The sequence below is a fragment of the Tateyamaria sp. genome (assembly GCF_059783535.1).
Window position 1 is genome coordinate 1 of the sequence record NZ_JBYNDP010000057.1, and the last position, 23956, is coordinate 23956.

At 59.0% G+C, this 23956-nt stretch carries 25 protein-coding genes; 10 read left to right on the plus strand and 15 right to left on the minus strand.

Annotation, left to right across the window (positions count from 1 at the left end):
- Nucleotides 1–194: 194 nt before the first annotated feature.
- Nucleotides 195–1634, minus strand: a complete 1440-nt coding sequence (locus AC6RA8_RS12270; protein ID WP_500353035.1) for an aldehyde dehydrogenase family protein — start codon at nt 1632–1634, stop codon at nt 195–197.
- 125 nt (nt 1635–1759) lie between these two features.
- On the opposite strand from AC6RA8_RS12270, the gene AC6RA8_RS12275 reads away from it, so the two are divergent.
- On the plus strand, nt 1760–2410 hold the full coding sequence (locus tag AC6RA8_RS12275; RefSeq protein ID WP_500353036.1) for a peroxiredoxin: 651 nt from the start codon (nt 1760–1762) through the stop codon (nt 2408–2410).
- On the opposite strand, the gene AC6RA8_RS12280 is transcribed toward AC6RA8_RS12275, so the two are convergent.
- From AC6RA8_RS12280 to truB, 11 genes are all read right to left on the minus strand, one after another.
- Nucleotides 2407–3255, minus strand: a complete 849-nt coding sequence (locus AC6RA8_RS12280) for a glycosyltransferase family protein (protein WP_500353037.1) — start codon at nt 3253–3255, stop codon at nt 2407–2409. The genes AC6RA8_RS12275 and AC6RA8_RS12280 overlap by 4 nt on opposite strands.
- Entirely contained in the window at nt 3252–3869 is a 618-nt protein-coding gene (locus tag AC6RA8_RS12285) for a hypothetical protein (protein ID WP_500353038.1), read from the minus strand. Before AC6RA8_RS12285 ends, AC6RA8_RS12280 begins: the two co-directional genes overlap by 4 nt.
- A 161-nt stretch (nt 3870–4030) precedes the next feature.
- On the minus strand, nt 4031–5083 hold the full coding sequence (locus tag AC6RA8_RS12290; protein WP_500353039.1) for a stealth family protein: 1053 nt from the start codon (nt 5081–5083) through the stop codon (nt 4031–4033).
- A gap of 115 nt (nt 5084–5198) precedes the next feature.
- On the minus strand, nt 5199–7334 hold the full coding sequence (gene pnp / locus AC6RA8_RS12295) for a polyribonucleotide nucleotidyltransferase (protein ID WP_500353040.1): 2136 nt from the start codon (nt 7332–7334) through the stop codon (nt 5199–5201).
- Between the two features lie 170 nt (nt 7335–7504).
- The gene (locus tag AC6RA8_RS12300; protein WP_500353041.1) at nt 7505–8026 is read right to left on the minus strand and encodes an ASCH domain-containing protein; all 522 of its coding nucleotides are present in this window, start codon (nt 8024–8026) and stop codon (nt 7505–7507) included.
- Between the two features lie 52 nt (nt 8027–8078).
- On the minus strand, nt 8079–9260 hold the full coding sequence (locus tag AC6RA8_RS12305; RefSeq protein WP_500353042.1) for an MFS transporter: 1182 nt from the start codon (nt 9258–9260) through the stop codon (nt 8079–8081).
- A 280-nt stretch (nt 9261–9540) separates the two neighbouring features.
- Nucleotides 9541–9810, minus strand: a complete 270-nt coding sequence (gene rpsO, locus AC6RA8_RS12310; RefSeq protein WP_039685405.1) for a 30S ribosomal protein S15 — start codon at nt 9808–9810, stop codon at nt 9541–9543.
- Nucleotides 9811–9986: 176 nt separating this feature from the next.
- Complete coding sequence (locus AC6RA8_RS12315) at nt 9987–10940, minus strand: calcium-binding protein (protein ID WP_500353043.1); 954 nt, start codon at nt 10938–10940, stop codon at nt 9987–9989.
- Between the two features lie 86 nt (nt 10941–11026).
- On the minus strand, nt 11027–11557 hold the full coding sequence (locus AC6RA8_RS12320) for a DUF1643 domain-containing protein (RefSeq protein ID WP_500353044.1): 531 nt from the start codon (nt 11555–11557) through the stop codon (nt 11027–11029).
- A gap of 54 nt (nt 11558–11611) precedes the next feature.
- Nucleotides 11612–12115 carry a hypothetical protein gene (locus AC6RA8_RS12325; RefSeq protein WP_500353045.1) on the minus strand — a complete coding sequence of 168 codons (504 nt, stop codon included), beginning with the start codon at nt 12113–12115 and terminating at the stop codon, nt 11612–11614.
- Nucleotides 12116–12288: 173 nt separating this feature from the next.
- On the minus strand, nt 12289–13194 hold the full coding sequence (truB, locus tag AC6RA8_RS12330; RefSeq protein ID WP_500353046.1) for a tRNA pseudouridine(55) synthase TruB: 906 nt from the start codon (nt 13192–13194) through the stop codon (nt 12289–12291).
- A gap of 178 nt (nt 13195–13372) precedes the next feature.
- Between truB and AC6RA8_RS12335 the strand changes: the two genes are divergently transcribed.
- Nucleotides 13373–13813 (plus strand): GNAT family N-acetyltransferase, encoded by a 441-nt coding sequence (locus AC6RA8_RS12335; RefSeq protein ID WP_500353047.1) that lies wholly within the window; start codon nt 13373–13375, stop codon nt 13811–13813.
- Nucleotides 13814–13900: 87 nt separating this feature from the next.
- Here the strand turns inward: AC6RA8_RS12335 and AC6RA8_RS12340 are convergent, their stop codons facing one another.
- Complete coding sequence (locus AC6RA8_RS12340) at nt 13901–14641, minus strand: phosphodiester glycosidase family protein (RefSeq protein ID WP_500353048.1); 741 nt, start codon at nt 14639–14641, stop codon at nt 13901–13903.
- A complete protein-coding gene (gene rbfA, locus AC6RA8_RS12345) occupies nt 14638–15033 on the minus strand; it encodes a 30S ribosome-binding factor RbfA (RefSeq protein WP_299202668.1) in 396 nt (131 codons plus the stop codon). Before rbfA ends, AC6RA8_RS12340 begins: the two co-directional genes overlap by 4 nt.
- Nucleotides 15034–15121: 88 nt before the next feature.
- On the opposite strand from rbfA, the gene dapB reads away from it, so the two are divergent.
- Complete coding sequence (gene dapB / locus AC6RA8_RS12350) at nt 15122–15937, plus strand: 4-hydroxy-tetrahydrodipicolinate reductase (protein WP_500353049.1); 816 nt, start codon at nt 15122–15124, stop codon at nt 15935–15937.
- 99 nt (nt 15938–16036) lie between these two features.
- Nucleotides 16037–16390: a dihydrodipicolinate reductase gene (locus AC6RA8_RS12355; protein WP_500353050.1), complete on the plus strand. Its 354-nt coding sequence runs from the start codon at nt 16037–16039 to the stop codon at nt 16388–16390.
- A gap of 6 nt (nt 16391–16396) precedes the next feature.
- Here the strand turns inward: AC6RA8_RS12355 and AC6RA8_RS12360 are convergent, their stop codons facing one another.
- A complete protein-coding gene (locus tag AC6RA8_RS12360; RefSeq protein ID WP_500353057.1) occupies nt 16397–16576 on the minus strand; it encodes a DUF1674 domain-containing protein in 180 nt (59 codons plus the stop codon).
- A 218-nt stretch (nt 16577–16794) separates the two neighbouring features.
- Here AC6RA8_RS12360 and AC6RA8_RS12365 point away from each other — a divergent pair, with 218 nt between their 5' ends.
- The 6 genes from AC6RA8_RS12365 to AC6RA8_RS12390 all read left to right on the plus strand — a co-directional run.
- Nucleotides 16795–18081: an RsmB/NOP family class I SAM-dependent RNA methyltransferase gene (locus AC6RA8_RS12365; protein WP_500353051.1), complete on the plus strand. Its 1287-nt coding sequence runs from the start codon at nt 16795–16797 to the stop codon at nt 18079–18081.
- Between the two features lie 73 nt (nt 18082–18154).
- Nucleotides 18155–19900 (plus strand): heparinase II/III family protein, encoded by a 1746-nt coding sequence (locus tag AC6RA8_RS12370; RefSeq protein ID WP_500353052.1) that lies wholly within the window; start codon nt 18155–18157, stop codon nt 19898–19900.
- Between the two features lie 15 nt (nt 19901–19915).
- The gene (purH, locus tag AC6RA8_RS12375; RefSeq protein WP_500353053.1) at nt 19916–21499 is read left to right on the plus strand and encodes a bifunctional phosphoribosylaminoimidazolecarboxamide formyltransferase/IMP cyclohydrolase; all 1584 of its coding nucleotides are present in this window, start codon (nt 19916–19918) and stop codon (nt 21497–21499) included.
- A gap of 7 nt (nt 21500–21506) precedes the next feature.
- Nucleotides 21507–21983 (plus strand): signal peptidase II, encoded by a 477-nt coding sequence (gene lspA / locus AC6RA8_RS12380; protein WP_500353054.1) that lies wholly within the window; start codon nt 21507–21509, stop codon nt 21981–21983.
- 49 nt (nt 21984–22032) lie between these two features.
- A complete protein-coding gene (locus AC6RA8_RS12385; protein ID WP_500353055.1) occupies nt 22033–22554 on the plus strand; it encodes a DUF3035 domain-containing protein in 522 nt (173 codons plus the stop codon).
- A 95-nt stretch (nt 22555–22649) separates the two neighbouring features.
- Nucleotides 22650–23956 (plus strand): M16 family metallopeptidase (locus tag AC6RA8_RS12390; protein ID WP_500353056.1); only part of this gene is annotated, 1307 nt, incomplete at its 3' end.

The following is a 23956-nucleotide window of genomic DNA, read 5'->3' on the forward strand; positions in this document are numbered from 1 at the left end:
TTCATCTATCATCGTTCGTTCTGCCGGAAGTGCGGCACATCTTTGGGTGAGCCGCTGTCGCCCGACCCGTCCTTTCCCATTAATGCGCACTGTCTGGATGATGATCCGGGGGTACGGAATACGTTTCACGAACACGAAGGGGATCGGCCCGCGTGGGAAAAGGTGTAAGGCGGGGCGAGCCCCGCCTTGCGGTGTTACTCGGCGGCCCAGCCGGAGACGGCTTTGACCTCAAGGAAATCTTCGATCCCCCAGACACCGCCTTCGCGCCCGTTGCCGGACTGTTTCATGCCGCCAAAGGGTGAGCCCGCCGCGCGTGACGTACCGTTCATTTCGACCATGCCAGACCGCAGCGCTTGGGCCATGCGATTGAGCCGTGCATCATCTTGTGTCTGAACATAGTTGGTGAGGCCGTAGGGCGTGTCGTTGGCAATCTCGACGGCTTCCTCTTCGCTGTCGAAGGGTATGATGGACAGAACCGGTCCAAAGATTTCTTCGCGCGCGATGGTCATGTCGTTGTTCACGTCGGCAAAGACCGTGGGACGCACGTAATACCCTTTGTTGAAGCCTTCAGGGCGGCCCGTGCCGCCAGCCACCAGCTTGCCACCTTCGTCGATGCCCTTCTGGATGAGGTCTTGGATCTTGGTCCACTGCACTTCGTTCACGACGGGGCCGATATGGCGGCCTTCTTCTGAAGCGGGGCCGACAGTGACCTTGTTTGCGACGGCTGCCGCTTCTTCCACCGCAGCATCGTATTTACCCCGTTGCACCAGCATCCGGCTGGGGGCGTTACAGGACTGGCCTGTGTTGTTCATCATGTGCAGGACGCCACGTTTGACCGCCTTTTCGTCTGCATCGTCAAAGATGACATTGGCCCCTTTCCCACCGAGTTCGAGGTGCACGCGTTTTAGCGTTTCAGCGGCGTTTTTGGAGATTAGGCGACCTGCGCGGGACGAGCCGGTGAAGCTGACCATATCGACGTCAGGATGGCCCGACAACACCGTGCCCACGCCAGGGCCATCACCGTTTACGAGGTTAAAGACACCGGGAGGGAAACCCGCTTCGTCCATCATCTCGGCAAAGATCATGGCGTTGAGAGGAGATTCTTCGCTGGGCTTCAGCACCATGGTGCAGCCTGCAATGGCCGCCGCGCCTACCTTGAGCGTGACCTGGTTCATGGGCCAGTTCCAAGGGGTGATAAGGGCTGCCACGCCCACGGGTTCATGGATGATCCGGTCATTCGGAGCGTGATCACCAAGCGGTTCGATGAAGTCGAAGGATTTGGCCGCGCGGATGAAGTTTTTCAGATGGTAGATGCCCGCACCGACCTGCTGGCTGCGCGCCATATCGAGCGGTGCGCCCATTTCAGAAGACATGGCTTGGGCAAGGTCTTCGCCCCTTGTCTGGTAGATGTCGATCAGCTTTTCAACCAACGCGATGCGGTCCTCCACCGGTGTGGCCATCCAGCCCGGAAAGGCGGCCTTTGCTGCAGCGATGGCGGCTTCCGCGTCTTCTGTGCCGCCAAGCGAGATGACAGCAGTTGGGTCTTCGGTTGATGGGTCGATCACGTTGTGGTCGGTCCCGTTCAGAGGGGCGACCCATTGGCCGTTGATGTAGAACTCGCGTTTTTCCAGCATTGATCTCTCCCTTGGATTTGAATGGAATGTGGCACCCACTTGAGCCGTCGACAAGGCGGGGGGATGAAAAGGTGCGCGCGATGGCTTAGGTTGCGTTTGTCAGTACTATCCCGACGGAGGACACCATGGGTTTGCGCATTAACGACACGATTCCCGATTTGACGGTTGAAACGGATCACGGAACCATTTCGCTGCATGATTGGATTGGCGACAGCTGGGCCATCCTGTTTTCGCACCCCAAGGATTTTACCCCTGTGTGCACGACCGAGTTTGGTGCCGTGGCAAAGTTGGCAGACGAGTGGGAGAAACGCGGCACCAAGGTCATAGGTGTGTCCGTGGATGGCGTTGAGGATCACAAGAAGTGGAAAGGCGACATCGAAAAGGTGGGCGGTGCCAAAGCAACTTTCCCAATCATCGCCGATGATGGGTTGGAAGTGTCGAAGGCCTTCGACATGCTGCCTGCCGAAGCTTATCTGCCTGACGGGCGCACCCCTGCCGACAGTGCGACCGTGCGGTCCGTCTTCATCATTGGCCCAGACAAGCAGCTGAAGCTGTCGATGACCTATCCGATGACAGTGGGCCGTAACTTTGCCGAGGTCGTGCGGGCGCTTGATGGCTTGCAGATGTCGGCCAAGGGCGTTGCAACGCCGGCCAACTGGGTGCCGGGTGAAGATGTGATCATCCCGCCGACCGTGTCGAACGAGGATGCAAAGGCCAAGTTTGGGGAGTTCGAGACCGTGCTGCCCTATCTGCGGAAGACCAAAGCGCCTGACTAGGCGCCAGGAATGGGCGGAAAGCCATAGTGATCGATCATTGCCTCGATCTGATTGTCATTTCCGCCCTGTCTGTTCTCTGTTTTGAGAGACTGCACCGGATCCCGGGACCATTCCATGATCCTTTGACGTCCGGTGGCTTTCAGCGCTTCGACACCCTTCATCCGGTGCATCCAGTAGAGCCATATGTCGTCACCATTCGGGCAAATGCGGGATGCCTTTTCCCAATCGGTCACATCCTTCACAAAACAACCGGGCGCATATAGTACACCAGACACGCCGGTTGGAAAGATGAGCGCGGAACGCGTGGTCGGAGTATAGTTCATCTTCCACGTGTCGTAAGGTTGGGGCAGTCCTTTGCTTGTCAACGCGATACGATGCCCGCGGGTGCAGACCACGGGGGCGTCGTGCTCAACATGCGCTGCCACCATGCTTTCTAGCCAGTTCGGCGGGTAGTAGACATCATCATCCGCCGTAACGATTGTCGCGTGCGGAGCTTCCGCAAGCGTGGGTAGAATCTTCTTGTAGGACCGCATGTCTTCGCATGCTTTGATTTCCAGTCCCAAGTCAGACAGGGCGATCACCTCGTCCGGCAAGGCCGCTATGTCATCATGTGCGATCCAAAGAATGGTCCGATCAGCCGCCATCGTTTGCAGCAGGATGCACTTGAGCGTGTAGGCGAGGCGATCGAACCTTGAAGGAAAGCTGGTGAGGGAAACAATAAGCGGCGTGGACAAACCATGCGGTTTCGACGTCACAACGCGGGACTTAATCTCGGACCACGCGCGTTGCTTGCGAATAACATGTTTGATCCAGCGGAAACCGTCGTCCAAGTATTTGATCTTCATTCGGACAACCACGCATCTCTAAGCCAGCTTACATCTCCAATGCGTCGATACCATTTGCCGCCTTTGCCATTAAGCGCATCATCCATTTTGGGAGAGCCAGCGAAAACAACGATGCGAGCTCCGGCAGGAAGGGTAGGGTTGGAAAAGAAACTACGTATGCCACGCGGCACGCAGTCGTTCTTGAAACTGACACAGAGTCCGTCGGGCCAGTAGTTCAGGTTGCCATGTTTGGCTAGTTGGGCGGACTGAAACTGTTGGGAGATTTCATAGGATCCCGTCGCCGCCGCGGGATCGGCTTCGTACGCCTCGGCTATATAGCTATGCTGTCCGATTTCATATCGAAACACCGATGAGTTGCCGACGGAGGCAAGAAACTTGTCACGCTGCGGGTTGATGCGGCGTAAGGGTTTCGGTCGAAACAGCGTATCATCCCGGATGATGCGAAACGGCGCGTCATCTGCAAAAAAGATGTCCAAATTGCCGACGATGATCTGATCGAGATCGAGAAACAAAGCTGTTCCGGACAATCCAAAGAGATCACGTGAAAACAGTCCAAGCTTGCGCCAGCGGGTGTCGTTGTGACCCGAAGGCAACTTCAGTTCTGGCAATGGCATTGCCTCGACCGAAGAATTCAGACCTGCCGTGTCATCGGTAAAACAGATGAAGCGGTGCGGTAAGGACAAGTGCCTTGAAACGCCAGCCGCCAACCTGTTGACGTACTCGGGCCCGTAGAGTGTTCCCCATTTTATGGTCAGGATCAGGACAGGATCGTTGGTCATAGCGAGCCCGGCGACAAAATACTATCTGCTATGGCGCGCGGAAGGTGCGATCCAAATTTCGAGACCAACCCTTCAAGCAACATAACGCGTACGTCGTCCTCCAGTTTTTCGATGCTTTGCATGCAGCCCATCTCGCATGTTCCGTCGAAAAAGCTTGCAACAAAAAGCGTCTGATCCACCTCCCAAGTGGGATCAATGTACGCTGTTGCAGGTGGGTCAGCCAGAGTGGCTTTTGTCTCCAAGTGGTTGGCGAGACCTACTGCACTGTACTGGGCACCATTTCTGAATCTATGCCGCACCTGTCTTTTAAAAAGTTTCCAGTTCGCTTTCAGATAGTTCGCTTGCGTACTGACGCGCAGTGGGTGAGGCCAGTGATCGACGTGAATGAAGCTGCGTGTCCTGCGCGCAATTTGGGCTGCGATTTCTTGCGAGAGCTGAAATTTCGGCCTTGGGTTCGGGGGGCGGAACGTTATCTTTCTCAGGAAACGACGCCGACGGGATTTCCACTCCATCAAAGAGGGCACTTTCACCGTCCCTCTGACCACAGGGTATCCGTTTTCGTCAAAAAAATATCTGGGTTCCGACGGTTTCAAGATGGCGAAATCGTCGTTCATATACACGTAGTGCTCGGATAAGCCGGGAATGCGCCAGAGGGCGGATTCAATTGAAATGGAATTGAACGTTGGCAGTGCGTCATCGACGTCGCCCAATATTTCGGTGTGATCAATGATGTTAATCTGGTCGGCGCGGCACAACCCGGCAGCGGCGAACGCGTCAATCAGCGGTGGACGCTGTTGATCCGTTACAATCCAGATTTTTCGGCAATAGTTTGCGTGCTTCAAGATGGAAGCGACAGCAAAATAGATTTCACCACAACTGTGAAACCGAGTGTCTAAGACCGCTTTCATGTGGACATCTTGCGCGTCGTGCTGGAAGCGTAGCCGTTTCTTCTTGTGGTTTGGGTCTTCGCCATTGACCCAAGTGAGAACGAAGTCGATCTCGGGCTTGGCACGCTTATTATGGTTCACGTCCGGCAGATTCATTTCCATCATAATCGGGCTTACTTGCGAAGCATCCTCGCGCAGAAATTCGCTGTACTTGATACAGAAAAACAAGATGCCCCGACACAAAAAGTTCGGGGCATCTCTTATTCAAGAGAAACCGCTATTCCGCGGCAGGCTCTTCTTTCTTGATCTCTTCGCCGGTTTCCTGGTCGACGACTTTCATCGATAGGCGGACATTGCCACGATCATCAAAGCCCAAGAGCTTGACCTTGACCTCTTGGCCTTCCTTCAGCACGTCCGAAGGATGGTTCAGGCGGCGATTTTCGATCTGGGACACGTGCACCAGGCCGTCGCGCTTGCCGAAGAAGTTCACGAAGGCGCCGAAATCGACGATCTTCACGACGGTGCCGGTGTAGATGGCGCCTTCCTCCGGTTCGGCCACGATTGAGTGGATCATGTCATAGGCTTTCTTGATCGAGTCGCCATTGGGCGATGCGATCTTGATGATGCCGTCGTCGTTGATATCGACCTTGGCACCCGACACTTCGACGATTTCACGGATCACCTTACCGCCCGAGCCGATCACTTCGCGGATCTTGTCGGTGGGCACTTGCATGGTTTCGATGCGTGGCGCGTGGACGGAGAATTCGGCAGCGCCTGTGATGGCTTTGCCCATTTCGCCCAGGATGTGCATGCGGCCGTCTTTGGCCTGCGCGAGGGCTTTCTCCATGATCTCGGGCGTGATGCCTGCGATCTTGATGTCCATCTGCAGCGAGGTGATGCCGTTTTCGGTGCCAGCCACTTTAAAGTCCATGTCGCCTAGATGGTCTTCGTCACCCAGGATGTCGGACAGGATGGCGTAGCTGCCGTCCTCTTCGAGGATCAGGCCCATGGCCACACCGGCCACAGCCGACTTCAACGGAACGCCCGCGTCCATCATCGACAGCGAACCGCCGCAGACGGAAGCCATAGAGGACGAACCGTTGGATTCAGTGATCTCCGACACCAGACGCACGGTATAGGGGAAGTCGGTCGAGGCGGGTAGGACCGCTTGCAGCGCGCGCCATGCCAGTTTGCCGTGACCAATCTCGCGGCGTCCGGGAGGGCCCACACGACCCGCTTCACCGACCGAGTAGGGTGGGAAGTTGTAGTGCAGCAGGAAGTTGGATTTGAAGTTGCCGTGCAGGGCGTCGATGAATTGCTCATCATCGCCAGTGCCCAGTGTGGTCACGACCAGACCTTGCGTCTCACCACGGGTGAAGAGGGCCGAGCCGTGGGTCCGAGGCAGAAGGCCGGTTTGGCATACGATGTCGCGGATTTCGTCGGTTTTACGACCGTCGATGCGGGTGCCTGTTTTGACCACGTCACCGCGCAGGATGGACGCTTCGAGACCCTTCATCGCGGAACCGAGATTCGCGTCTTCTTGCTGCTCTTCTGTCAGTGCCTCGATGATAGCGGCGCGGGCTTCGGAGACGGCGGTGGTGCGTTCCTGCTTGTCGCTGATCGCGAAGGCGGCGCGCATCTGCTCTTCGCCTGCGGCTTTGACAGCTGCGGACAGGTCCGAATAGTCGGGGGCCTGGAAGTCGAAGGGTTCCTTGGCGGATTCTTCGGCCAGCGAGATGATCAGGTCGATCACGGGCTGGATTTGCTCATGTGCGAAGTTCACAGCGCCCAGCATTTCAGCCTCGGACAGCTCGTAAGCTTCGGATTCAACCATCATGACGGCGTCTTTGGTGCCGGCCACAACCAGATCCAGACGCTGTTCGGGGTTCAGGCGCAGGTCCTGCATGTCGTCGACGGTGGGGTTCAGGATGTATTCGCCATCCTCGTAGCCCACGCGGGCACCGGCGATGGGGCCCATGAACGGCGCGCCCGAGATAGTCAGGGCAGCCGAGGCCGCAATCATTGCGACGATGTCGGGGTCGTTGACCAGATCGTGGCTGAGCACAGTGCACATCACCAGCACTTCGTGCTTGAAGCCGGAGACAAACAGTGGCCGGATCGGACGGTCGATCAGGCGGGCGGTCAGGGTTTCCTTCTCGGTGGGCCGGGCCTCACGCTTGAAGAAACCGCCGGGGATCTTGCCCGCAGCGTAGTATTTTTCCTGGTAGTGGACGGTCAGCGGAAAGAAGTCCTGACCCGGTTTTGGCTTTTTCGCGAAGGTCACGTTTGCCATGACGCTGGTTTCGCCCAGCGTGGCAATGACGGACCCGTCCGCTTGACGGGCGACCTTGCCGGTTTCCAGTGTGAGCGTTTCCTCGCCCCACTGCATGGATTTTTTCGTCTCGTTAAACATCAAGTGTTTCCTAAGTTGGCCGGATGGCCATTTGCGTAGGGGGCGTATTCCCCCTGACCTCGGTATCTTCTTTGTCGGGCGCTGAGGTCCGGGCGCCAGGCTTTCAGATTTTGCGCGCATACAGCACTTTTGCGGGAAATGAAAGCGTTGGGGTTGCGGCGCATTCGCGCTCACGTCCACGGTTTTTGTGGCGGTTTGGCAAAGGCGATGGGTGCGTCGGGGAACAAGTCACCAATCTGACTGTCGGGTGCCGCTGAGCCCCATTTCTGCATCCAGCGCGTGGGCGGGGCGAGAGCGCCGCCCGGGGACCATTCGAAATACCCAAGCGCGCCAGGGGCCGGGATGGGATCGCAAGGTTCGGGGTCTTTCAACGTTAGCCCAGCCGCGCCGCCGAACCATTCGCTGTCGGATTCAGTAATGATGCCTGTGACCTCGACCGAGCCGATGATGGCGCCGCGTGGCAGGTCGAGTGGGTGAGGGCACTGCACTCCATGCTTGTCGAGCCGCCAGTAGAGGTAACGGAACTCTTCTTCTTTCAGCCCTGCGGCGGCGTGAAGGGCGATGCGCCCCAGTCCCATACGGCCGGCGCGGATTGACCCGAGTGTACGGTTTTCGATGGGTTTGTGGCCCGCTATGATGGCCCACGCTGAAGGCTGGCGTACCGAAAGGGCAATGCGGGGCAGGTTGGTCATGGCGAAGATGGTAGGTCGCTGCAACGGCCGGTCCATGCGTTGCCTATGTTTGTTAGGCGATGGCGCCCCGAAGCCGTGGGGCCACAACGGAGACGAGAACGAGGCCCGCAGAGATCATCGCGAGCGTAGCCCACCCGAAGCTAGACAAAACTAAGCCGGCACTAAAAGCGCAGATGGTTGATACAAGCGCGATGATCGTATCATTGGCGCCTTGCACAGCCGCCTTTTCATCCGGTGCCACGGCTGCATCGAGCATTGTCGTCGCGCCGATGTAGCCGAAATTCCATCCCACGCCGAGGATGACCAAAGCGCCGTAAAAATGCCCTGCGGAGAGACCAGTTGCGGCGATGGCGGCCGCAATGATTATGATCACGAGGCCCAATACGGCGATCGTTTGCGCCCCAAACCGTTTGATGAGGAAGCCGGTAAAGAAGCTGGGGGCGAACATTGCGACGATGTGCCAGCGGACGACGTCGCTGGCGCTCGCCTCGTTGAATCCGCAGCTGACCATGGCGATTGGGGTGGGGATCATCAGGAAAACCATTACACCTTGCGACACCGCTGCGATGCCCACGGCACGTTTTATGGTGGGGCGATGGAGTGCGGCGCGAGCGATCACCAGGCGGTGGCGTGCGCGGCTCGTCGTCACTGTGGGCTTTGGTATTTTAACCGCGGCAAGCGGGACCAGACCGAGTAACGCGATCATACCAGTTGCCGCGTATGCACCGGCGAAGGGAATGGGTGCGAGCGCATCTCGCGCAGCAATGAACACTTGCGGACCGACGATGGCTGCCATCAAAAGGGAACTGAGCATTAGCGAGATTGCGACAGGCCGCCAAATGGGGTCGACCACTTCGCTTGCGGCGAAGCGGAAATACTGGAACGCGGTCCAACCGGCCCCCATCAGGAAGTGGGAGGCGCAGAGCAGGACGAAGTTCTGAGAATAGAGTGCTCGCGTGGCTGCGATGGCCCCGGCGAGCGTTAGAAGACCCCCAAGCGCAAAGCCTGCGCGTCGGCTATATCGTCCCATCAGGAGAGAAAACGGTGCCGCGGTCACCAATGCCGCAACAGTTTGGACCGACGATGGAAGTGTCGCCAGTGTCGGATTTGGAGCCAGCATCAACCCACTCAGGCCTCCGAGTATCAACTGAATGGGAAAGGCCGCGCCGAGGATCGTGTTCGCCACGAGCAGCCCGATAAAGTTGCGGTTTTTCAGAATGGATACCGCTGACATCGGGCGCCTTTGAACTTGCGAAGATACACAGGGTTGTAGGGCGATCTGAGGTGCCGTCATGCTTTGGTTGTGAGCGATGGCCGGAGCAAGTGGGATTATCCGACTTTGTTCGGAAGTCGGAACTCGTTTGTATTGTCAATTGCCAATATGGAAAAGGCAAGCGCGTGTCCGGAGTTTGACGACTTGTGCTTGATCAACTCCGACCCGCTACATGCTCCGAAAGCGAAAAGGCCGCGCATGTTTGCGCGGCCTTGGAATTCAGTGGAGTTGCTGTACCGGGTTAGCGGCGCAGGCCCAGACGTTTGATGAGGTCGGTGTAGCGCGCTTCGTCTTTGCCCTTCAGGTAGTCGAGCAGTTTGCGGCGCTGGGCAACCATTTTCAGCAGGCCGCGGCGGCCGTGGTTGTCTTTCTTGTGCGTCTTGAAGTGCTCGGTCAGGGTGGCGATGCGCGAGCTGAGGATGGCGACCTGGACTTCAGGCGAACCGGTGTCGCCGTCCTTGGTGCCATATTCTTTCATCACGCGTGCTTTATCTTCAGCAGTGATCGACATCGGGACCTCCTTTTCAGGTTAGAGTGAGACGCCGCCGGCCGGGATGTCGTCCAGCACGGGGCCATATACCTAGGCGATTGCCGAGGATGAGCGCATATAGGAGAGATTCGCGTCGTTGGCAACTTGGATCGTGCCGATAGTGTTTAGCGCGGCCAACGCGCCCGCGCCGCTTCAAATCAGAGCGGAGCCATACCTGCGCTTTGTGCAAGGCTGAGTGGCATCAAGGCGATGTCGTCTATCGAAATTTCGGCGCCGTTCAGAACGTGGGCCACCGGCACTCCGTTCATCATCACCTGTGTGATGCTTGGGTCGTCGGGGTTGAGTTGCAAAGAGATTTGCGGATCTTCCTCGGCGTCGTCATGGATCAGTAGAATGTTGTCCTCGTCCGCATCGAAGTCCATGATCGTTGCAGCGTGACCTTCGGAAATCCAGTCCCCAGCCACAATTGTGTCGGTGCCTTCGCCAGACGTGACAACGTCTTCGTCCCCGGCGATGATGATGTCATCGCCGCCGCCGCCGTTCAGATAGTCATTGTTGCCCGAGCCATCCAAATCAGCCGATGCCACAGAGCCCAGAACGCCTTCGACACCGTTCAATACGTCGTCGCCCCGACCGCCAAACAGTGTGTCTTCACCCTCTCCGCCATCCAGCGTATCGTTGTCGAGGCCACCGTGCACCGCATCATTGCCGTCGCCGCCAGAAAGACTGTCAGCGCCCATGGAGCCGTGCATCGAGTCGTCACCGGCGCCGCCGTTGATCGTGTCATCGTCATTGTGGCCGTACATTTCGTCTTCGCCACCGCTGCCGTGAATCACATCAGCGCCATCGTCGCCGTGGAGTGTGTCATCTCCCATCCCGCCGTCGAGGGTGTCATCCCCTTCCTCGCCAAGCAGCGTATCATCGCCGTCTGTGCCAGTCAGATCGTCATCGCCATCGGTGCCAAGCGTGAGCGTTTCATCACCTAAGACATCGTCGGTGATCGCTGTATCGTCGTCGCTGGTCCGGGCGGTTTCCCCGCCGGTGACTGATGGGTCATCTGCCGTTTCCTCGCCTTCTTCCACCGGCATCATGTCGATCACGCCGACGGCGCCGACCGCCACAAGTCCCATCAATCCAGCAAGCCACAACATATACTTATTCCAAGCAACGGGCGCATTTGCCCATGGGTCAATTACCGCAATCCACGGTTTGGAACAAAGCCTATCAAGTAAAATGGTTAACGTTGGGTAACGCCGGGAGTGTTTTTCCAACGTTCCGGTTGTTGTGCGTATGGAAGGTACAAAGGGTGTTTGGGGTGTCCAGCCTTGGACAGGCCAAGGTGATAGACGGGACGATCGACATCGCGTAGCAGCGTTGCCACATGTGTTCCGCGATCCAAGTGCGCGCCATGTGTGCCCCAGGCCGCCACCACGTCATGGGCCCATGTCGCCCGTTCCAGAATGCTCTCGTCGTTGTCAGGCCCGACAGGATCGACGGCAGCCCGCATCGCGCGTGGATCAGTGTCGCGCCACGCAAAGATGTTGGTAACAGCGAAGCTGCCATAACCAAGGGTCCGCGCCCGTCGTTCGCAACGTTCGACGGTTGGGTCGTTTTGCACCTCGGTCGCCGTGGATGGGTTCAGCATGACGAAGTTTACGCGCCGCCCCGCATCATCCCAGATGCGTGTCAGGCTGTAGCGATACCGCTCGCAATCAGAATAGACGGCGGTCGAGGGCGCATCGCCTTTGGTGTGGGTTCGAACGATCATGGGGCGGTTCTGCCAGCCGCAGACCGCCCCATCAATCAGTTTGTTCAGGTGTTCCTATTCAGCGGGAACGGCCACGGGTTCGCGGCGTAGGTCCAGAACAGCGCCCTTGGCCTCCATGATGCCAGCGGCAACCACAGCGTAGACGATGTGACCCCACAGAGCGACCCAGGTGATGCCGGTGAAGCCCAGGAACGGTTTGTTGCCCGTCACGAGGTGCGCCATGACATAAAGGGCAAAGACCCAAAGCGCGATGCCGTAGACTACGGCCGTGATCGACCAGTGCAGGCGGGGCATGACTGCCAACTGGATGGGACGGGCGATGGCGAAGTAACCGACGGCATAGAAGATCAGGCCGGTCAGGGCATGCAGCAGATGTGCTGCGCCCGAGGGATTTGCGCCAAAGATCGCCTTGAGCGATGCGCCTGCCAGTCCGACGGGGGCCAGTTTTGCATAGCCGAAGAGTGGGCTAAGTGCTTGGCCAAATGCATCAAATGCGATGGTGGCGAATGCGCCAGCAGTGAGAACAGTGCCAACGGTGCGGAGGTTAACGTGTGTCATATTATCTCTCATCGGTTTTGGGCGTGTAAAACTTGATGAGGCAAATGTGGACTGATTGGTTCCTAATGCATAGAGCCCTCACGCAGGGCTTACTTTGAGTCCGCAAATTGTAACAATTCTGCAGAACAACTGGTGGAATTCCCGACCATAGAGCGCCGGTAGAGGATCGAGTGTTACAGGTTGAAGACTCGTGCGGGGTGCAACTCACCAGCCTTGTAACGCCCCACAGCAACCGGTTTGCCATCAAACGAGGCCCAGCACTCGTCTCCGTATTCGACATCCGCCGCCAGAACCATGCCGGGGTTGCCGTTGCGCAGCCGAGCGGCCCCTTCTGCTGTGGCTCGCAATTCGGGCAGATCGGCAAGCCCTTCGGAAACGGGGCGCAGGTGGTCGTCCAGCGCTGCTGTCTGCGCCATCTCTTCGATCTGGTCGAAGGTCAGGCCATCGGCTGCCTCGAACGGGCCGGACCAGATGCGGCGTAATTCGCGCACGTGACCGTAACATCCCAGAGCCTCGCCCAGATCGCGCGCGATTGAGCGAACATAACCACCTTTGCCGCAGACCATCTCCAGCTCGACATGATCGGGATCGGGGCGGTCGATGAGCACCAGTTCCTCGACCCACAAGGGGCGGGCCTCAATCTCGACATCCTCACCATCGCGGGCGAGCTTGTAGGCGCGCTGGCCGTCAATCTTCACGGCTGAGAACTTGGGCGGCACCTGCATGATGTCTCCGACGAATGGACCAAGCGCATCTTTGATCTCGTCGTCCGATGGGCGGGTATTGGATTGCGCGATCACTTCGCCCTCGGCATCGTCAGTATTGGTGGTTTGCCCCAGCCGAACGGTAAAGCGGTACGCCTTGAGTGCGTCGGTAATGTAAGGAACCGTCTTGGTCGCTTCACCCAAGGCGACGGCCAGAACACCGGTGGCTTCGGGATCAAGGGTACCTGCGTGCCCCGCCTTCTTGGCTTGGAGCGCCCACCGCACTTTGTTCACGACCGCGGTCGAGGTCAGGCCCGCAGGCTTGTCCACCACCAACCAGCCAGAAATGTCGCGCCCTTTGCGTGAACGGCCCATGTCACCCTCGTTTTTGCGTGAGGGCTGCCGCGTATCGCAGGGCTGTGGGGCTTGTCAATTGTGGGACGTGATGGCCTGTGCTGTGCGTCGATGGGCCGGCGGGCACAGTTAGGTGAAACTCTGCTGGCGTTGGGCAAATTGCTTGCGAAAACCGTTCATCTGTCGAAACAGTCCGAGAATGTATCAGATCACGATCTCCAGTGCGGCAAATATTGACCCTTCTCACCTGGCAGAGATTCGGGCGAATGCAATGAGACCCAGCCTCGAGGCCGTCGGACGTTTCGATGAGGAGCGGGTGCGCAAGCGATTCCTTGACACGTACGACCCCGCGGACACGCACATCGTGCGCGCAGGGCAAGATATTGTTGGTTTCTATGTCTTACGTACGCGCTCGGATCATTTGCACCTCACTCACCTGTACATCTCCCCGACACATCAGGGCGGCGGTCTTGGGCGCCGCATAGTTCGTGCTGTTCAAGATCAAGCGCGCGATATGGCATTGCATGTGCGGTTGATGGCGCTGCGCGGAAGTCCGGCAAATGACTTCTATACATCGTGTGGCTTCGTTCTGGAGCGATCCGACGATCTTGATAACTACTACATTTGGGAACCGGCGTAGTTTTCGGGGCCATCGCTTGGTCGGCTGGAATTTTCCAGTTCGATGTTTTGTACGCGGGCTTGGGCGGGCTGACTTTCACGAGCAGGTTTAACGCGTTGCAGGTTCAACCACGCCGATGATCGGCCCAAGGGCAAAGCCGAAATCGTCGCGGTTCCTGTCGGGCGCGTAGAGCCGCGAGATGTTGCCATCAAAGAAGAGCGCATTGGGCATGCTTAGCGAATCGCGAAAGAGGCTGCCAAACTCGTGGAATGTGACCGCGTTGTTCGAGATAGCAAAGATCGCCTTCGTTCCGTCCGCCGATGTCCCCACCCCGTTGCGGATGAAGCGCGAGGTGCTGTCGGGCAGAAAGCGTGGGTGCAATGCGCCTTCGATCACCAGCATTGGTCCTGATTGCGTGGCAAAGGTACAGTCGAGTGACTGATCCACATAGTCCAGCGTTTCGAACACATCCGCCCTTCCGGGTCGCAGACACAGGATACCGTTGGGCAGCAACCCGAAATTGCCGGGGCCGGGATTGGCGATCACACGCATGACCTCTTTCCCGTTCTCGACATAGTGCCCGACCGGCGCGCGATCATCGTGATACATGCCCGCGTTCATGCCGAAGCTGAGTGTCTCGCCATCTGATTGCAAGGCGCGGTCTATCGCGTTGAAGTGGCCGTACGGCGCGCCTTCATCGTTATAAAGGAACAGCCGTAGCTCTTCCTTGGCCGCGTCGACAGTGCAAATGGTGTAGCTGTTGCCTTGATGCCGGATGTCTTCGCAAGTCACGGCCCATGCGGGGAGCGCCCATGACAGCAGCACAAGTGCGGCTGTCCTTAGCATCATGCTTCGGTGTCCCGACGCACTGCATCCTGGTTCAGCATGCGCCGTGTGTCGTCCATCCGGTCAAAAGTCTCGTCCAATTGGAACCGCAGGTCGGGGGCGAATTTGAGGGCCAGCTTCTTGGACACGGCACGCCGCAACTCACCTTTGTTGCGGGCAAGTAGCTTCAGCACATCCTCTTGTCCCTGTCCGCCCAAGGGCAGGACGTAGGCTGTCGCGATCTTGAGATCGGGAGAGGTGCGCACTTCGCCCACGGTGATGGACATGCGGTTCAGGTCGGGGTCATGCACGTCACCACGCGCCAACACCTCGGACAAGGTGCGGCGTATCAACTCTCCCACACGCAGTTGCCGTTGCGAGGGACCGGGGCCGTCATGAAACTTGTTCTTTGCCATTTTCTCCATCTAAGACAGGCGCTGACCTTTGCCAAGCGCGGCGGGGCAAGCTAGTGAAGCGGGAAACCGCCAAGAAGGGGTGAGGGACATGTCTGATTTGCCGGGAATCGTGATTGCGGGTGCGTCCGGCCGTATGGGCCAGATGCTGATCGAGTCGGTGCTGAAGGATGACCGGATGCGCCTTGTAGGCGGACTCGAGCGTCCCGGCCACGACTGGGTCGGGTGCGACGTGGGTGAGGCTATGGGCAGTCAGCCTTTGGGCGTCATGGTGTATGACGATCCACTGGAACCGATGGCCAAGGCACAGGCCGTGATCGACTTTACTGCACCCGAGGCGACCATTGCCCTGTCCAAGATCGCGGCACAGGCCCGCGCGGCGCATATCATTGGCACCACGGGCATGAGTGACGATCAGATCGCACAGCTGGAACCTGCGGCGCGGCATTCGCCGATTGTCCGGGCGGGAAACATGAGCCTTGGTGTGAACCTTTTGGTGCAGTTGACCAAGCAGGTCGCTGCGGCGCTGGATGAAGATTTCGATATCGAAGTGATCGAAGGACATCACCATCACAAGGTCGATGCGCCCTCTGGCACGGCACTGATGCTGGGAGAGGCGGCGGCCGAAGGGCGTGGCGTTGATCTGGCAAAGGTGCGTGATGCGGCCCGTGACGGGATCACCGGCGCGCGTAACCGCGGTGATATTGGTTTTTCTGTCATCCGTGGCGGCGACATTGTGGGAGAACATGAGGTTCTCTTTGCCGGCGCGGGAGAACGCATCGTGTTGAAGCATATGGCAACCGACAGGGCGCTGTTCGCCAAGGGTGCGTTGCGTGCGGCCCTGTGGGCCCAAGACAAGGCGCCGGGGCAGTACGATATGCTCGATGTACTTGGAATGCGCGGATAAACGCCACCGGCTGGCCGCATTTCCACCGCCTGAGTGAACCAATTCAGCTGACCATGCGTATCGTTGGTAGTCCTGCCAACGTGCAAAGGTAGTGGTGACATGCGTATGATGCTTGCTGCGGCTTTGGCCGTATGTCTCAGTGGTCCAGCTCTGGCCGACCTGGTCAAGGTCGATGATCAGACACGGTTCGTTCAATTGGTGAATGGCAAAACCCTCACACGTCCGTTCGTCAAATTGACTGTACGACCCGACGGCCGGATCGAGGGGCGCGGCGCCCGTTGGGATGTCGAGGGCACATGGTCATGGAAAGACGGTTACTTCTGTCGAGACCTGTTCTGGGGTGGCGACGCGCTTGGCTACAATTGCCAGGAAGTGCAGGCAACGGATGACGGTCGTATCAAGTTCACGTCCGACCGGGGGGCCGGTGACAGCGCGATGTTCCGCCTGCGCTAAACGCGATCAGAAGTCGACCGCGATCCCTTTTTTCTCCCAATCCCCATAGCGAACGGGCTCAGGTCCGTCTCGGCCGCCCAACTCGGTTGGCAGGTTCATTTCCTTAGCAGCCCTGCGCCGTTCCTCTGCCTCGGCCAGCGCGCGCTGGGCGGCAGGGGGCAAATCGGCGTCTGTTTGCGGCGGCATCTCCGTCGGTGTCTCGGGAGTGGGGGCTGGCGGGTCGGTTTGCGGCGCTTCGGTTGGCGCGGGCGCAGGTATCGGATCTGGTGTCGACGGGATACCCGGTGGCGCATCGGGGCGATTTGGATCGTCTGACATGGTGGGTTCCTCTTGGGTCGTGCCCTTGATATACGCCCGACCTTCGGCCCCGCAAGCGGGTGCGACAGCAAGCATCGGGAACAGACATGAGCGACAAACCCGCAAAAGATGGCGGCCTGCCCGCACGCCGCAGCGCCATTTACCTGCTGGATCAGATCATCGGCGAAGGCAAATTGCTGCCGGAACTGATCGGGGCAGGCGCGCTGGATCGTCTTGATCCTGCCGATCGCGCCAGGGCACAAAGGCTTGCGACCGAAACCTTGCGCGGGATGGAGCGGGCCGACCGCATCCTGCAAAAACATCTTCAAAAGTATCCGCCGCTAACAGTGCGCAACGCCCTGCGCGTCGGAACTGTTGAACTGTGTGCGGGTGAGGCGGCGCATGGCGTCGTCAACTCGATGGTGAATGTCGTGTCGCGTCACAAGCGCTATGGGCACCTCAAGGGGCTTGTGAATGCCGTGCTGCGCAAGGTGGCGGACAAGGGGCCCGAGCAATGGCCGACCTTGCGTACACCGCGCCTGCCAAAGTGGTTGCGTGGCCCGCTGGTCGATGCGTGGGGTGGCGAAGCGGTACTGACGATGGAAAGCGGACACTTTGCAGGTGCGCCGCTGGATTTGAGTGTGCAAGGCAGTGTAGAGGATGTGGCCAAGGCCGTTGGGGGCACGGTGTTGCCGACTGGATCAGTGCGCCTGACGGATGCGGGGCAGGTCTCGGCCCTGCCGGGGTTCACCGATGGGCAATGGTGGGTGCAGGATGCCGCTGCGGCCATTCCGGCCCGCGTTCTGGATGCGCAGAAGGGTGAGGCGGTTCTGGACCTTTGCGCGGCGCCCGGAGGTAAGACACTGCAACTGGCTGCGACCGGTGCCGATGTGACAGCCGTCGATATTTCCGAAGGACGGATGGAGCGGGTGAAGCAGAACCTTGTGCGCACCAAACTGTCGGCCAAGACGCAGGTGGCGGACGCGTTTGAGGTCACGGGGCAATACGACGCTGTTCTGCTCGACGCACCTTGTTCGGCCACGGGCACGATCCGTCGCCACCCTGATTTGCCCTTTGCCAAGGATGGGTCGGAGTTTGGCGCATTGATCGACCTGCAGGTACGTATGCTTGATCACGCCCTTACCTTGCTCAAGCCGGGCGGGCGCATGGTGTTTTGCACCTGTTCCCTGCTTCCAGATGAAGGCGAGATTCAGGTGGAAGAGGCGCTGGGCCGGCATCCATCTCTAACCATCGATCGGGCGGCTTTGGACCGTCCAGGCATCGACACCGCGTGGATCACCGACGAGGGCGGATTGCGCCTGCGCCCGGACCACTGGGCGGATCAGGGCGGCATGGATGGCTTCTATGTCGCGTGCTTGCGCAAGACGGGCTGACATCGCGTGACTCACGCAAAAACACTCGCTAGAGTGCTGCCCAAAACGCCGTAGACGCGTAGAGGCAGAGAGCATGTCCACCCTGAGCGGGCTCACCGCACGAAAAACACGGTTCCTGAACCGTTGGCACGCACGCCGTGCAACGCAGGCCAAGGCGGTGACGGCGTTCGTGTCGTCCCCGGAGCCGCGCACCATCGGCAGCTTTGCCAAGGGTCGGCAGCTGGTTGCTGGGAACTACCTGTTCGCGGGCGCATTGATCGAAGCCAAGGGCATGATGATTTGGGAGATCAGCGCTCCGGACCGCGCCTACATGGACGAAATCCACGGCTTTGCGTGGTTGGATGACCTTGCCGCCGTCGGTGACGTAACCACCCGCGAGTTGGGCCAGGCTTGGCTGTGGGGGTGGATTGAACGCTATGGCCGCGGGCGTGGCCCCGGCTGGACGCCGGACCTGACGGGGCGCCGTCTCATTCGCTGGATCAACCACGCCTTGTTTTTGTTGCGCGGTCACGAAGTGCCCGCCACCGACGCGTTCTACCTTAGCCTCGCGCAACAAACCCGTTTTCTGGCCAGGCGATGGCATGCGGCGGCTCCGGGCCTGCCACGGTTCGAGGCACTGACCGGGCTGATCTATGCAGGCTTAGCACTGGAGGGGATGGAGGATCTGACCCCACCCGCTGTCGCGGCATTGGCGAAGGAATGTGGCGACCAGATCGACGAACAGGGCGGCCTTCCAACGCGCAATCCCGAAGAACTGCTTGAAGTCTTTACCCTGCTGACATGGGCCGTGGCCGCCTTGGAGGAATCAGCGAAGCCTGTGCCGGACACATGCACTGCCGCCATTGAACGGATTGCCCCGACATTGCGCACCTTGCGCCATTCCGATGGTGGCTTGGCCCGGTTTCACGGCGGTGGGCGCGGGCAGGAGGGATGGTTGGATCATGCGTTGGCGGCGTCCGGCGTCAAGACACGGCAACCCGACGGATTATCGATGGGGTATGCGCGCCTCAGCTCGGGTCGCACGAGTGTGATCATCGATGCTTCTGCGCCGCCCAAGCCGGAGGCAGGGTACAATGCGCACGCTTCGACCCTTGCCTTCGAGGTGACATCGGGACGGCGCCCGTTGATCGTGAATTGTGGGTCCGGCGCGAGTTTCGGCGCCGATTGGCGCCGTGCAGGCCGCGCCACACCGTCGCATTCGGCCCTGTTACTGGATGGGTATTCCAGTGCGCGCTTGGGCGATGCGGAACGGGCCACGGCCCGTGAGACGCTGATCGATGCGCCCGTCCATGTCCCCATCGAAATCAATCACGCCCCCGACGGATTGCGTTTTCAGGGCGGGCATGACGGCTACGTTCAGACTCATGGCCTGACCCATGCGCGCCAGCTTGAGTTGACGTTTGATGGGCGAGGTATTGCAGGCGAAGACATGTTGCTGGCCATGGAGGACAGTGAAAAACGGTTATTTGACAGGGTGATGGACGCCAAGAAGCTGGCTGGTGTGCCGTTCGATATTCGCTTCCACCTGCACCCGGAGGTGGATGCAGAACTGGATATGGGTGGGTCTGCCGTGTCCATGGCGCTGAAGAGTGGAGAGATCTGGGTGTTCCGGCATGATGGCATCCGTGACCTGTCGCTGGAACCGAGTGTGTATCTGGAAAAGGGCCGTCTCAAACCCCGTGCCACGCAGCAGATCGTCTTGTCGGGGCGTGCGATGACTTTCGCCACCCGCGTGCGCTGGTCCTTGTCCAAAGCGCAGGAAACTGCCATGGGCATCCGCGACCTGAGCCGGGATGAACCCGGCGAAGTATATGACTAAAGGAATGCTGCCAACATGACCGACCTGACCCCCGTCCGCCGCGCTTTGCTCTCTGTTTCAGACAAGACCGGACTGGTTGACTTTGCCACCGCGCTGGCTGGCTATGGGGTTGAGCTGCTGAGCACGGGTGGGACCGCCCGCACGCTGCGCGAGGCCGGGCTGGCGGTGAAGGATGTGAGCGAAGTCACCGGCTTTCCCGAGATGATGGACGGTCGGGTCAAAACGCTGCACCCGGTGGTGCATGGCGGTCTGTTGGCGCTGCGGGACAACGACGATCATGTCGCGTCCATGACCGAGCACGGGATCGGTGCCATCGATCTGGTGGTCGTGAACCTTTACCCGTTCGAAGAGACCGTAGCCAAAGGCGCGGACTACGCCGAGGTGATCGAGAATATCGACATTGGTGGTCCTGCTATGATCCGCTCGGCGGCCAAGAACCATGGCTTTGTGAACATCGTTGTCGATGTCGAGGACTACGAAGTCGTGCTGGCCGAACTGGCGGCGCAAGACGGCCAGACAACCTATACTTTGCGCCAGCGGTTGGCACAGACGGCCTATACTCGGACGGCGGCCTATGACACGGCGGTCAGCACTTGGATGGCAGCTCAGGTGGGTGAGACACCGCGCCGCCGAAACTTCGGCGGGCAGTTGGCGCAGACCCTGCGCTATGGCGAGAACCCACATCAGGCAGCGGCGTTCTATACTGATGGCTCCGCCCGCCCCGGGGTTGCGACGGCCACCCAGCATCAGGGCAAGGAGCTGTCCTATAACAACATCAACGACACCGATGCCGCGTTTGAGTTGGTGAGCGAGTTCGCAGGCCAAGGCCCCGCCTGCGCCATCATCAAGCACGCCAATCCGTGCGGTGTGGCGACCGGAACGACGTTGAAAGAAGCTTATAGCCGCGCCTTTGATTGCGACCGCACCTCAGCCTTTGGCGGGATTATCGCGCTGAACCATGAACTGGACGTGGACACGGCTAAAGAAATTACTGGCATTTTCACAGAGGTGGTAATTGCCCCAGGCGCCAGCGCGGAAGCGCGTGAGGTGTTCGCGGCCAAGAAAAACTTGCGCCTGCTGACGACCGATGGTCTGGCAGACGCCTCTGCCGCGTCGCTTGCTGTCAAGCAAGTGTCCGGCGGGTTTCTGGTGCAAGACAAGGATGTGGGGCGGATCACCCGCGACGACCTGAAAGTCGTGACCAAACGTCAGCCTTCCGATCAAGAACTGAGTGATCTGCTATTCGCCTGGACGGTTGCCAAGCACGTGAAGTCGAACGCGATCATCTATGTCAAGGATGGCGCAACTGTTGGTGTTGGTGCCGGTCAAATGAGCAGGGTCGACAGCACGCGCATCGCCGCACGCAAGGCGCAGGACATGGCCGAGGTGATGGGCCTGCCTGCCCCGCTGACCCAAGGCTCTGTCGTCGCTTCCGATGCGTTCTTTCCCTTTGCCGATGGTTTGATTACCGCAGCCGAAGCGGGCGCCACGGCTCTGATACAGCCCGGCGGTTCCATGCGCGATGATGAGGTGATAGCCGCCGCCGACGAGGCCGGGTTGGCAATGGTCTTTACCGGCATGCGGCATTTCCGGCATTGAGGGCTGAATGAAACTGCTCTGGATATCTGCGGCGATCGCCTTCCTGCTCGACCAAGCGTCGAAGTACTGGGTGATCCACGTGTTGGGCGTGTCGCAATTCAAGCCAATTGACGTACTGCCGCCGCTGTTGAATTTCCGGTATGGCGAAAACCGGGGGATCAACTTTGGATTGTTCGGAGATGGCACCAGCGTGTGGGCGCTGATCGCTGTTGCAATCGTGATCTGTGTGGGCGTTCTGTGGTGGGTGTGGAAACATCCGCAGGGGCGCCTGGCCTACGCGAGTGCGGGTTTGCTGATCGGCGGAGCATTGGCAAATGTGCTCGATAGAGTGCTGTACGGCTTCGTTCTGGATTTCCTGAACATGTCGTGCTGCGGCATCAACAACCCGTTTGTATTCAATGTTGCCGACATCTTCATATTTGCGGGCGCCATCGGCCTTGTCTTCTTTGGCACCGAAGGTGCGGCTCGAAAAAAGGGCGCGTGACAAGGTGGGCGAAGCTGCGATAAAGCTCGCTGTCAAAGGGAGACTTCCAATGCGTCTGATCGCATGTGCCATGATAGCCGTGACCTGCCTCGCTGCGTGCGAGAACAAAGGCTTGCGCCAGGTCACGTCACGTGGTGACGGACCGGATGAGTTCATTGTGGTTCCATCCAAACCGTTGGAACAGCCCGAAAGCTTCTCGGCGTTGCCGCAGCCGACACCCGGCGGGTTCAATCGGACAGATCAACGTCCTTTGGAAGACAGTGTTGCTGCGCTGGGTGGTCAAAGAACATCTCCCAATGCTCCGGTTCCGGGTTCTGATGGGGCGCTGGTCAACCACGCCAGCCGATTTGGCCGCGACGCGAATATCCGCGCGACACTCGCTTCTGCTGATGCAGAGTTTCGCAAGCGTCAATCTCGTTTGACGCAGATCCGTATCGTGCGTGAAGATGTGTACAATCAGGCCTATCGCCGCGAAGCCCTTGATGCCGCCAAAACGGCGCAGACTTTCCAAAATGCGGGAGTTCCAACCCCAACGGCACCGCCACTGGCAACGCGTCGTCGTAGGCGCTAAACCCCTGTTCGCTCACAAACCTGCCAGTAAAGCTTGATCCGCAGCGGTGTGGCCGTATGTGTTGATCAATGTAAACTGCCGAGGTTGTTTCCGACATGCTCCGATTGCGCGCCGCACTTGCCGGCCTTGCCCTGACTGTTTCGTCCATCACCGTGCACGCGGCGCAGGATGCGGTCACGACCTTCACACTCGATAACGGAATGCAGGTGGTTGTGGTCGAAGATCACCGTGCCCCGGTTCTGCAACATATGGTGTGGTACAAAGCGGGATCTGCCGACGAACCGGCTGGTTCATCCGGGATCGCGCACTTTCTGGAACACCTGTTGTTCAAGGCGACGGATACACTTGCAGACGGCGAGTTGTCAGCCACTGTTGCAGCCAATGGTGGCACCGACAATGCGTTCACCAGCTATGACTACACCGCTTATTTCCAACGCGTGGCGGCAGACCGTCTGGAATTGATGATGCGAATGGAAGCCGACCGCATGCGCAACATCAACTTCACGCCCGAGAATGTCGCGACAGAACGCGATGTGATCCTCGAAGAGCGGAATCAACGGACTGACAGCAACCCACGTGCCCTGTATTCGGAACAGATCAACGCTGCGCAGTACCTCAACCACCGCTACGGCGTGCCGATCATCGGCTGGCGGCACGAGATGGAAACGCTGGACATGGATGATGCGCTGGGGTTCTACGACACGTACTACTATCCCAACAACGCGATCCTTGTGGTGTCTGGAGACGTGACGCCAGAAGAGGTGCGTGAACTGGCGGACAAATACTATGGCGTGATCCCGGCCAACCCCGATCTGCCGGAACGGGTGCGATCCCAGGAGCCTCCACAAAATTCTGAGCGCCGCGTGGTCTATCGCGACCCTCGTGTGGGACAAGAATATGTGAGCCGCTCCTATCTGGCACCCGAACGTGATCCCGGCGACCAAGAAGCGGCAGCCGCTCTGACACTGCTGGCCGAAGTGTTGGGTGGTGGGCAGACAAGCTATATGACTGAAAAGCTTCAATTCGAACAGCAAAAGGCCGTGTTCTCCGGCGCATTCTATCGCGGAACCTCGCTTGATGACACGACCTTTGATGTTGTGATCGTGCCGGTTCCCGGTCTCTCGCTGGAAGAGGCGGAGGCCGCCATGGACGAAACGCTTGCCCAATTCCTTGAGGATGGCGTCGACAGTGAGCTGCTGGAGCGCATCAAATACCAACTCCGTGCCAGCCAGATCTATGAACGCGACAATGTCGATGGCATTGCGCGCCGCTATGGCGCGGCGTTGTCCGTCGGGTTGACGGTCGAAGATGTGCAGGCGTGGCCCGATATCCTCCAAGCTGTGACAGAAGAAGATATCATGGAAGCGGCCCGCATGGTTCTGAACCGCAACGCGTCCGTAAC

Excerpts from the sequence above, each read along its gene's own strand:
- truB (WP_500353046.1), bottom strand. The coding sequence starts at position 13,194 with ATGGGCCGTTCACGCAAAGGGCGCGACATTTCTGGCTGGTTGGTGGTG.
- AC6RA8_RS12275 (WP_500353036.1), top strand. The coding sequence starts at position 1,760 with ATGGGTTTGCGCATTAACGACACGATTCCCGATTTGACGGTTGAAACG.
- AC6RA8_RS12335 (WP_500353047.1), top strand. The coding sequence starts at position 13,373 with ATGTATCAGATCACGATCTCCAGTGCGGCAAATATTGACCCTTCTCAC.
- AC6RA8_RS12290 (WP_500353039.1), bottom strand. The coding sequence starts at position 5,083 with ATGGAAATGAATCTGCCGGACGTGAACCATAATAAGCGTGCCAAGCCC.
- purH (WP_500353053.1), top strand. The coding sequence starts at position 19,916 with ATGACCGACCTGACCCCCGTCCGCCGCGCTTTGCTCTCTGTTTCAGAC.
- AC6RA8_RS12320 (WP_500353044.1), bottom strand. The coding sequence starts at position 11,557 with ATGATCGTTCGAACCCACACCAAAGGCGATGCGCCCTCGACCGCCGTC.
- pnp (WP_500353040.1), bottom strand. The coding sequence starts at position 7,334 with ATGTTTAACGAGACGAAAAAATCCATGCAGTGGGGCGAGGAAACGCTC.
- AC6RA8_RS12360 (WP_500353057.1), bottom strand. The coding sequence starts at position 16,576 with ATGCCGCCGCAAACAGACGCCGATTTGCCCCCTGCCGCCCAGCGCGCG.
- rpsO (WP_039685405.1), bottom strand. The coding sequence starts at position 9,810 with ATGTCGATCACTGCTGAAGATAAAGCACGCGTGATGAAAGAATATGGC.
- AC6RA8_RS12270 (WP_500353035.1), bottom strand. The coding sequence starts at position 1,634 with ATGCTGGAAAAACGCGAGTTCTACATCAACGGCCAATGGGTCGCCCCT.
- dapB (WP_500353049.1), top strand. The coding sequence starts at position 15,122 with ATGTCTGATTTGCCGGGAATCGTGATTGCGGGTGCGTCCGGCCGTATG.
- AC6RA8_RS12300 (WP_500353041.1), bottom strand. The coding sequence starts at position 8,026 with ATGACCAACCTGCCCCGCATTGCCCTTTCGGTACGCCAGCCTTCAGCG.
- lspA (WP_500353054.1), top strand. The coding sequence starts at position 21,507 with ATGAAACTGCTCTGGATATCTGCGGCGATCGCCTTCCTGCTCGACCAA.
- AC6RA8_RS12385 (WP_500353055.1), top strand. The coding sequence starts at position 22,033 with ATGCGTCTGATCGCATGTGCCATGATAGCCGTGACCTGCCTCGCTGCG.
- AC6RA8_RS12305 (WP_500353042.1), bottom strand. The coding sequence starts at position 9,260 with ATGTCAGCGGTATCCATTCTGAAAAACCGCAACTTTATCGGGCTGCTC.
- AC6RA8_RS12280 (WP_500353037.1), bottom strand. The coding sequence starts at position 3,255 with ATGAAGATCAAATACTTGGACGACGGTTTCCGCTGGATCAAACATGTT.
- rbfA (WP_299202668.1), bottom strand. The coding sequence starts at position 15,033 with ATGGCAAAGAACAAGTTTCATGACGGCCCCGGTCCCTCGCAACGGCAA.
- AC6RA8_RS12370 (WP_500353052.1), top strand. The coding sequence starts at position 18,155 with ATGTCCACCCTGAGCGGGCTCACCGCACGAAAAACACGGTTCCTGAAC.
- AC6RA8_RS12365 (WP_500353051.1), top strand. The coding sequence starts at position 16,795 with ATGAGCGACAAACCCGCAAAAGATGGCGGCCTGCCCGCACGCCGCAGC.
- AC6RA8_RS12355 (WP_500353050.1), top strand. The coding sequence starts at position 16,037 with ATGCGTATGATGCTTGCTGCGGCTTTGGCCGTATGTCTCAGTGGTCCA.
- AC6RA8_RS12340 (WP_500353048.1), bottom strand. The coding sequence starts at position 14,641 with ATGATGCTAAGGACAGCCGCACTTGTGCTGCTGTCATGGGCGCTCCCC.
- AC6RA8_RS12325 (WP_500353045.1), bottom strand. The coding sequence starts at position 12,115 with ATGACACACGTTAACCTCCGCACCGTTGGCACTGTTCTCACTGCTGGC.
- AC6RA8_RS12315 (WP_500353043.1), bottom strand. The coding sequence starts at position 10,940 with ATGTTGTGGCTTGCTGGATTGATGGGACTTGTGGCGGTCGGCGCCGTC.
- AC6RA8_RS12285 (WP_500353038.1), bottom strand. The coding sequence starts at position 3,869 with ATGCCATTGCCAGAACTGAAGTTGCCTTCGGGTCACAACGACACCCGC.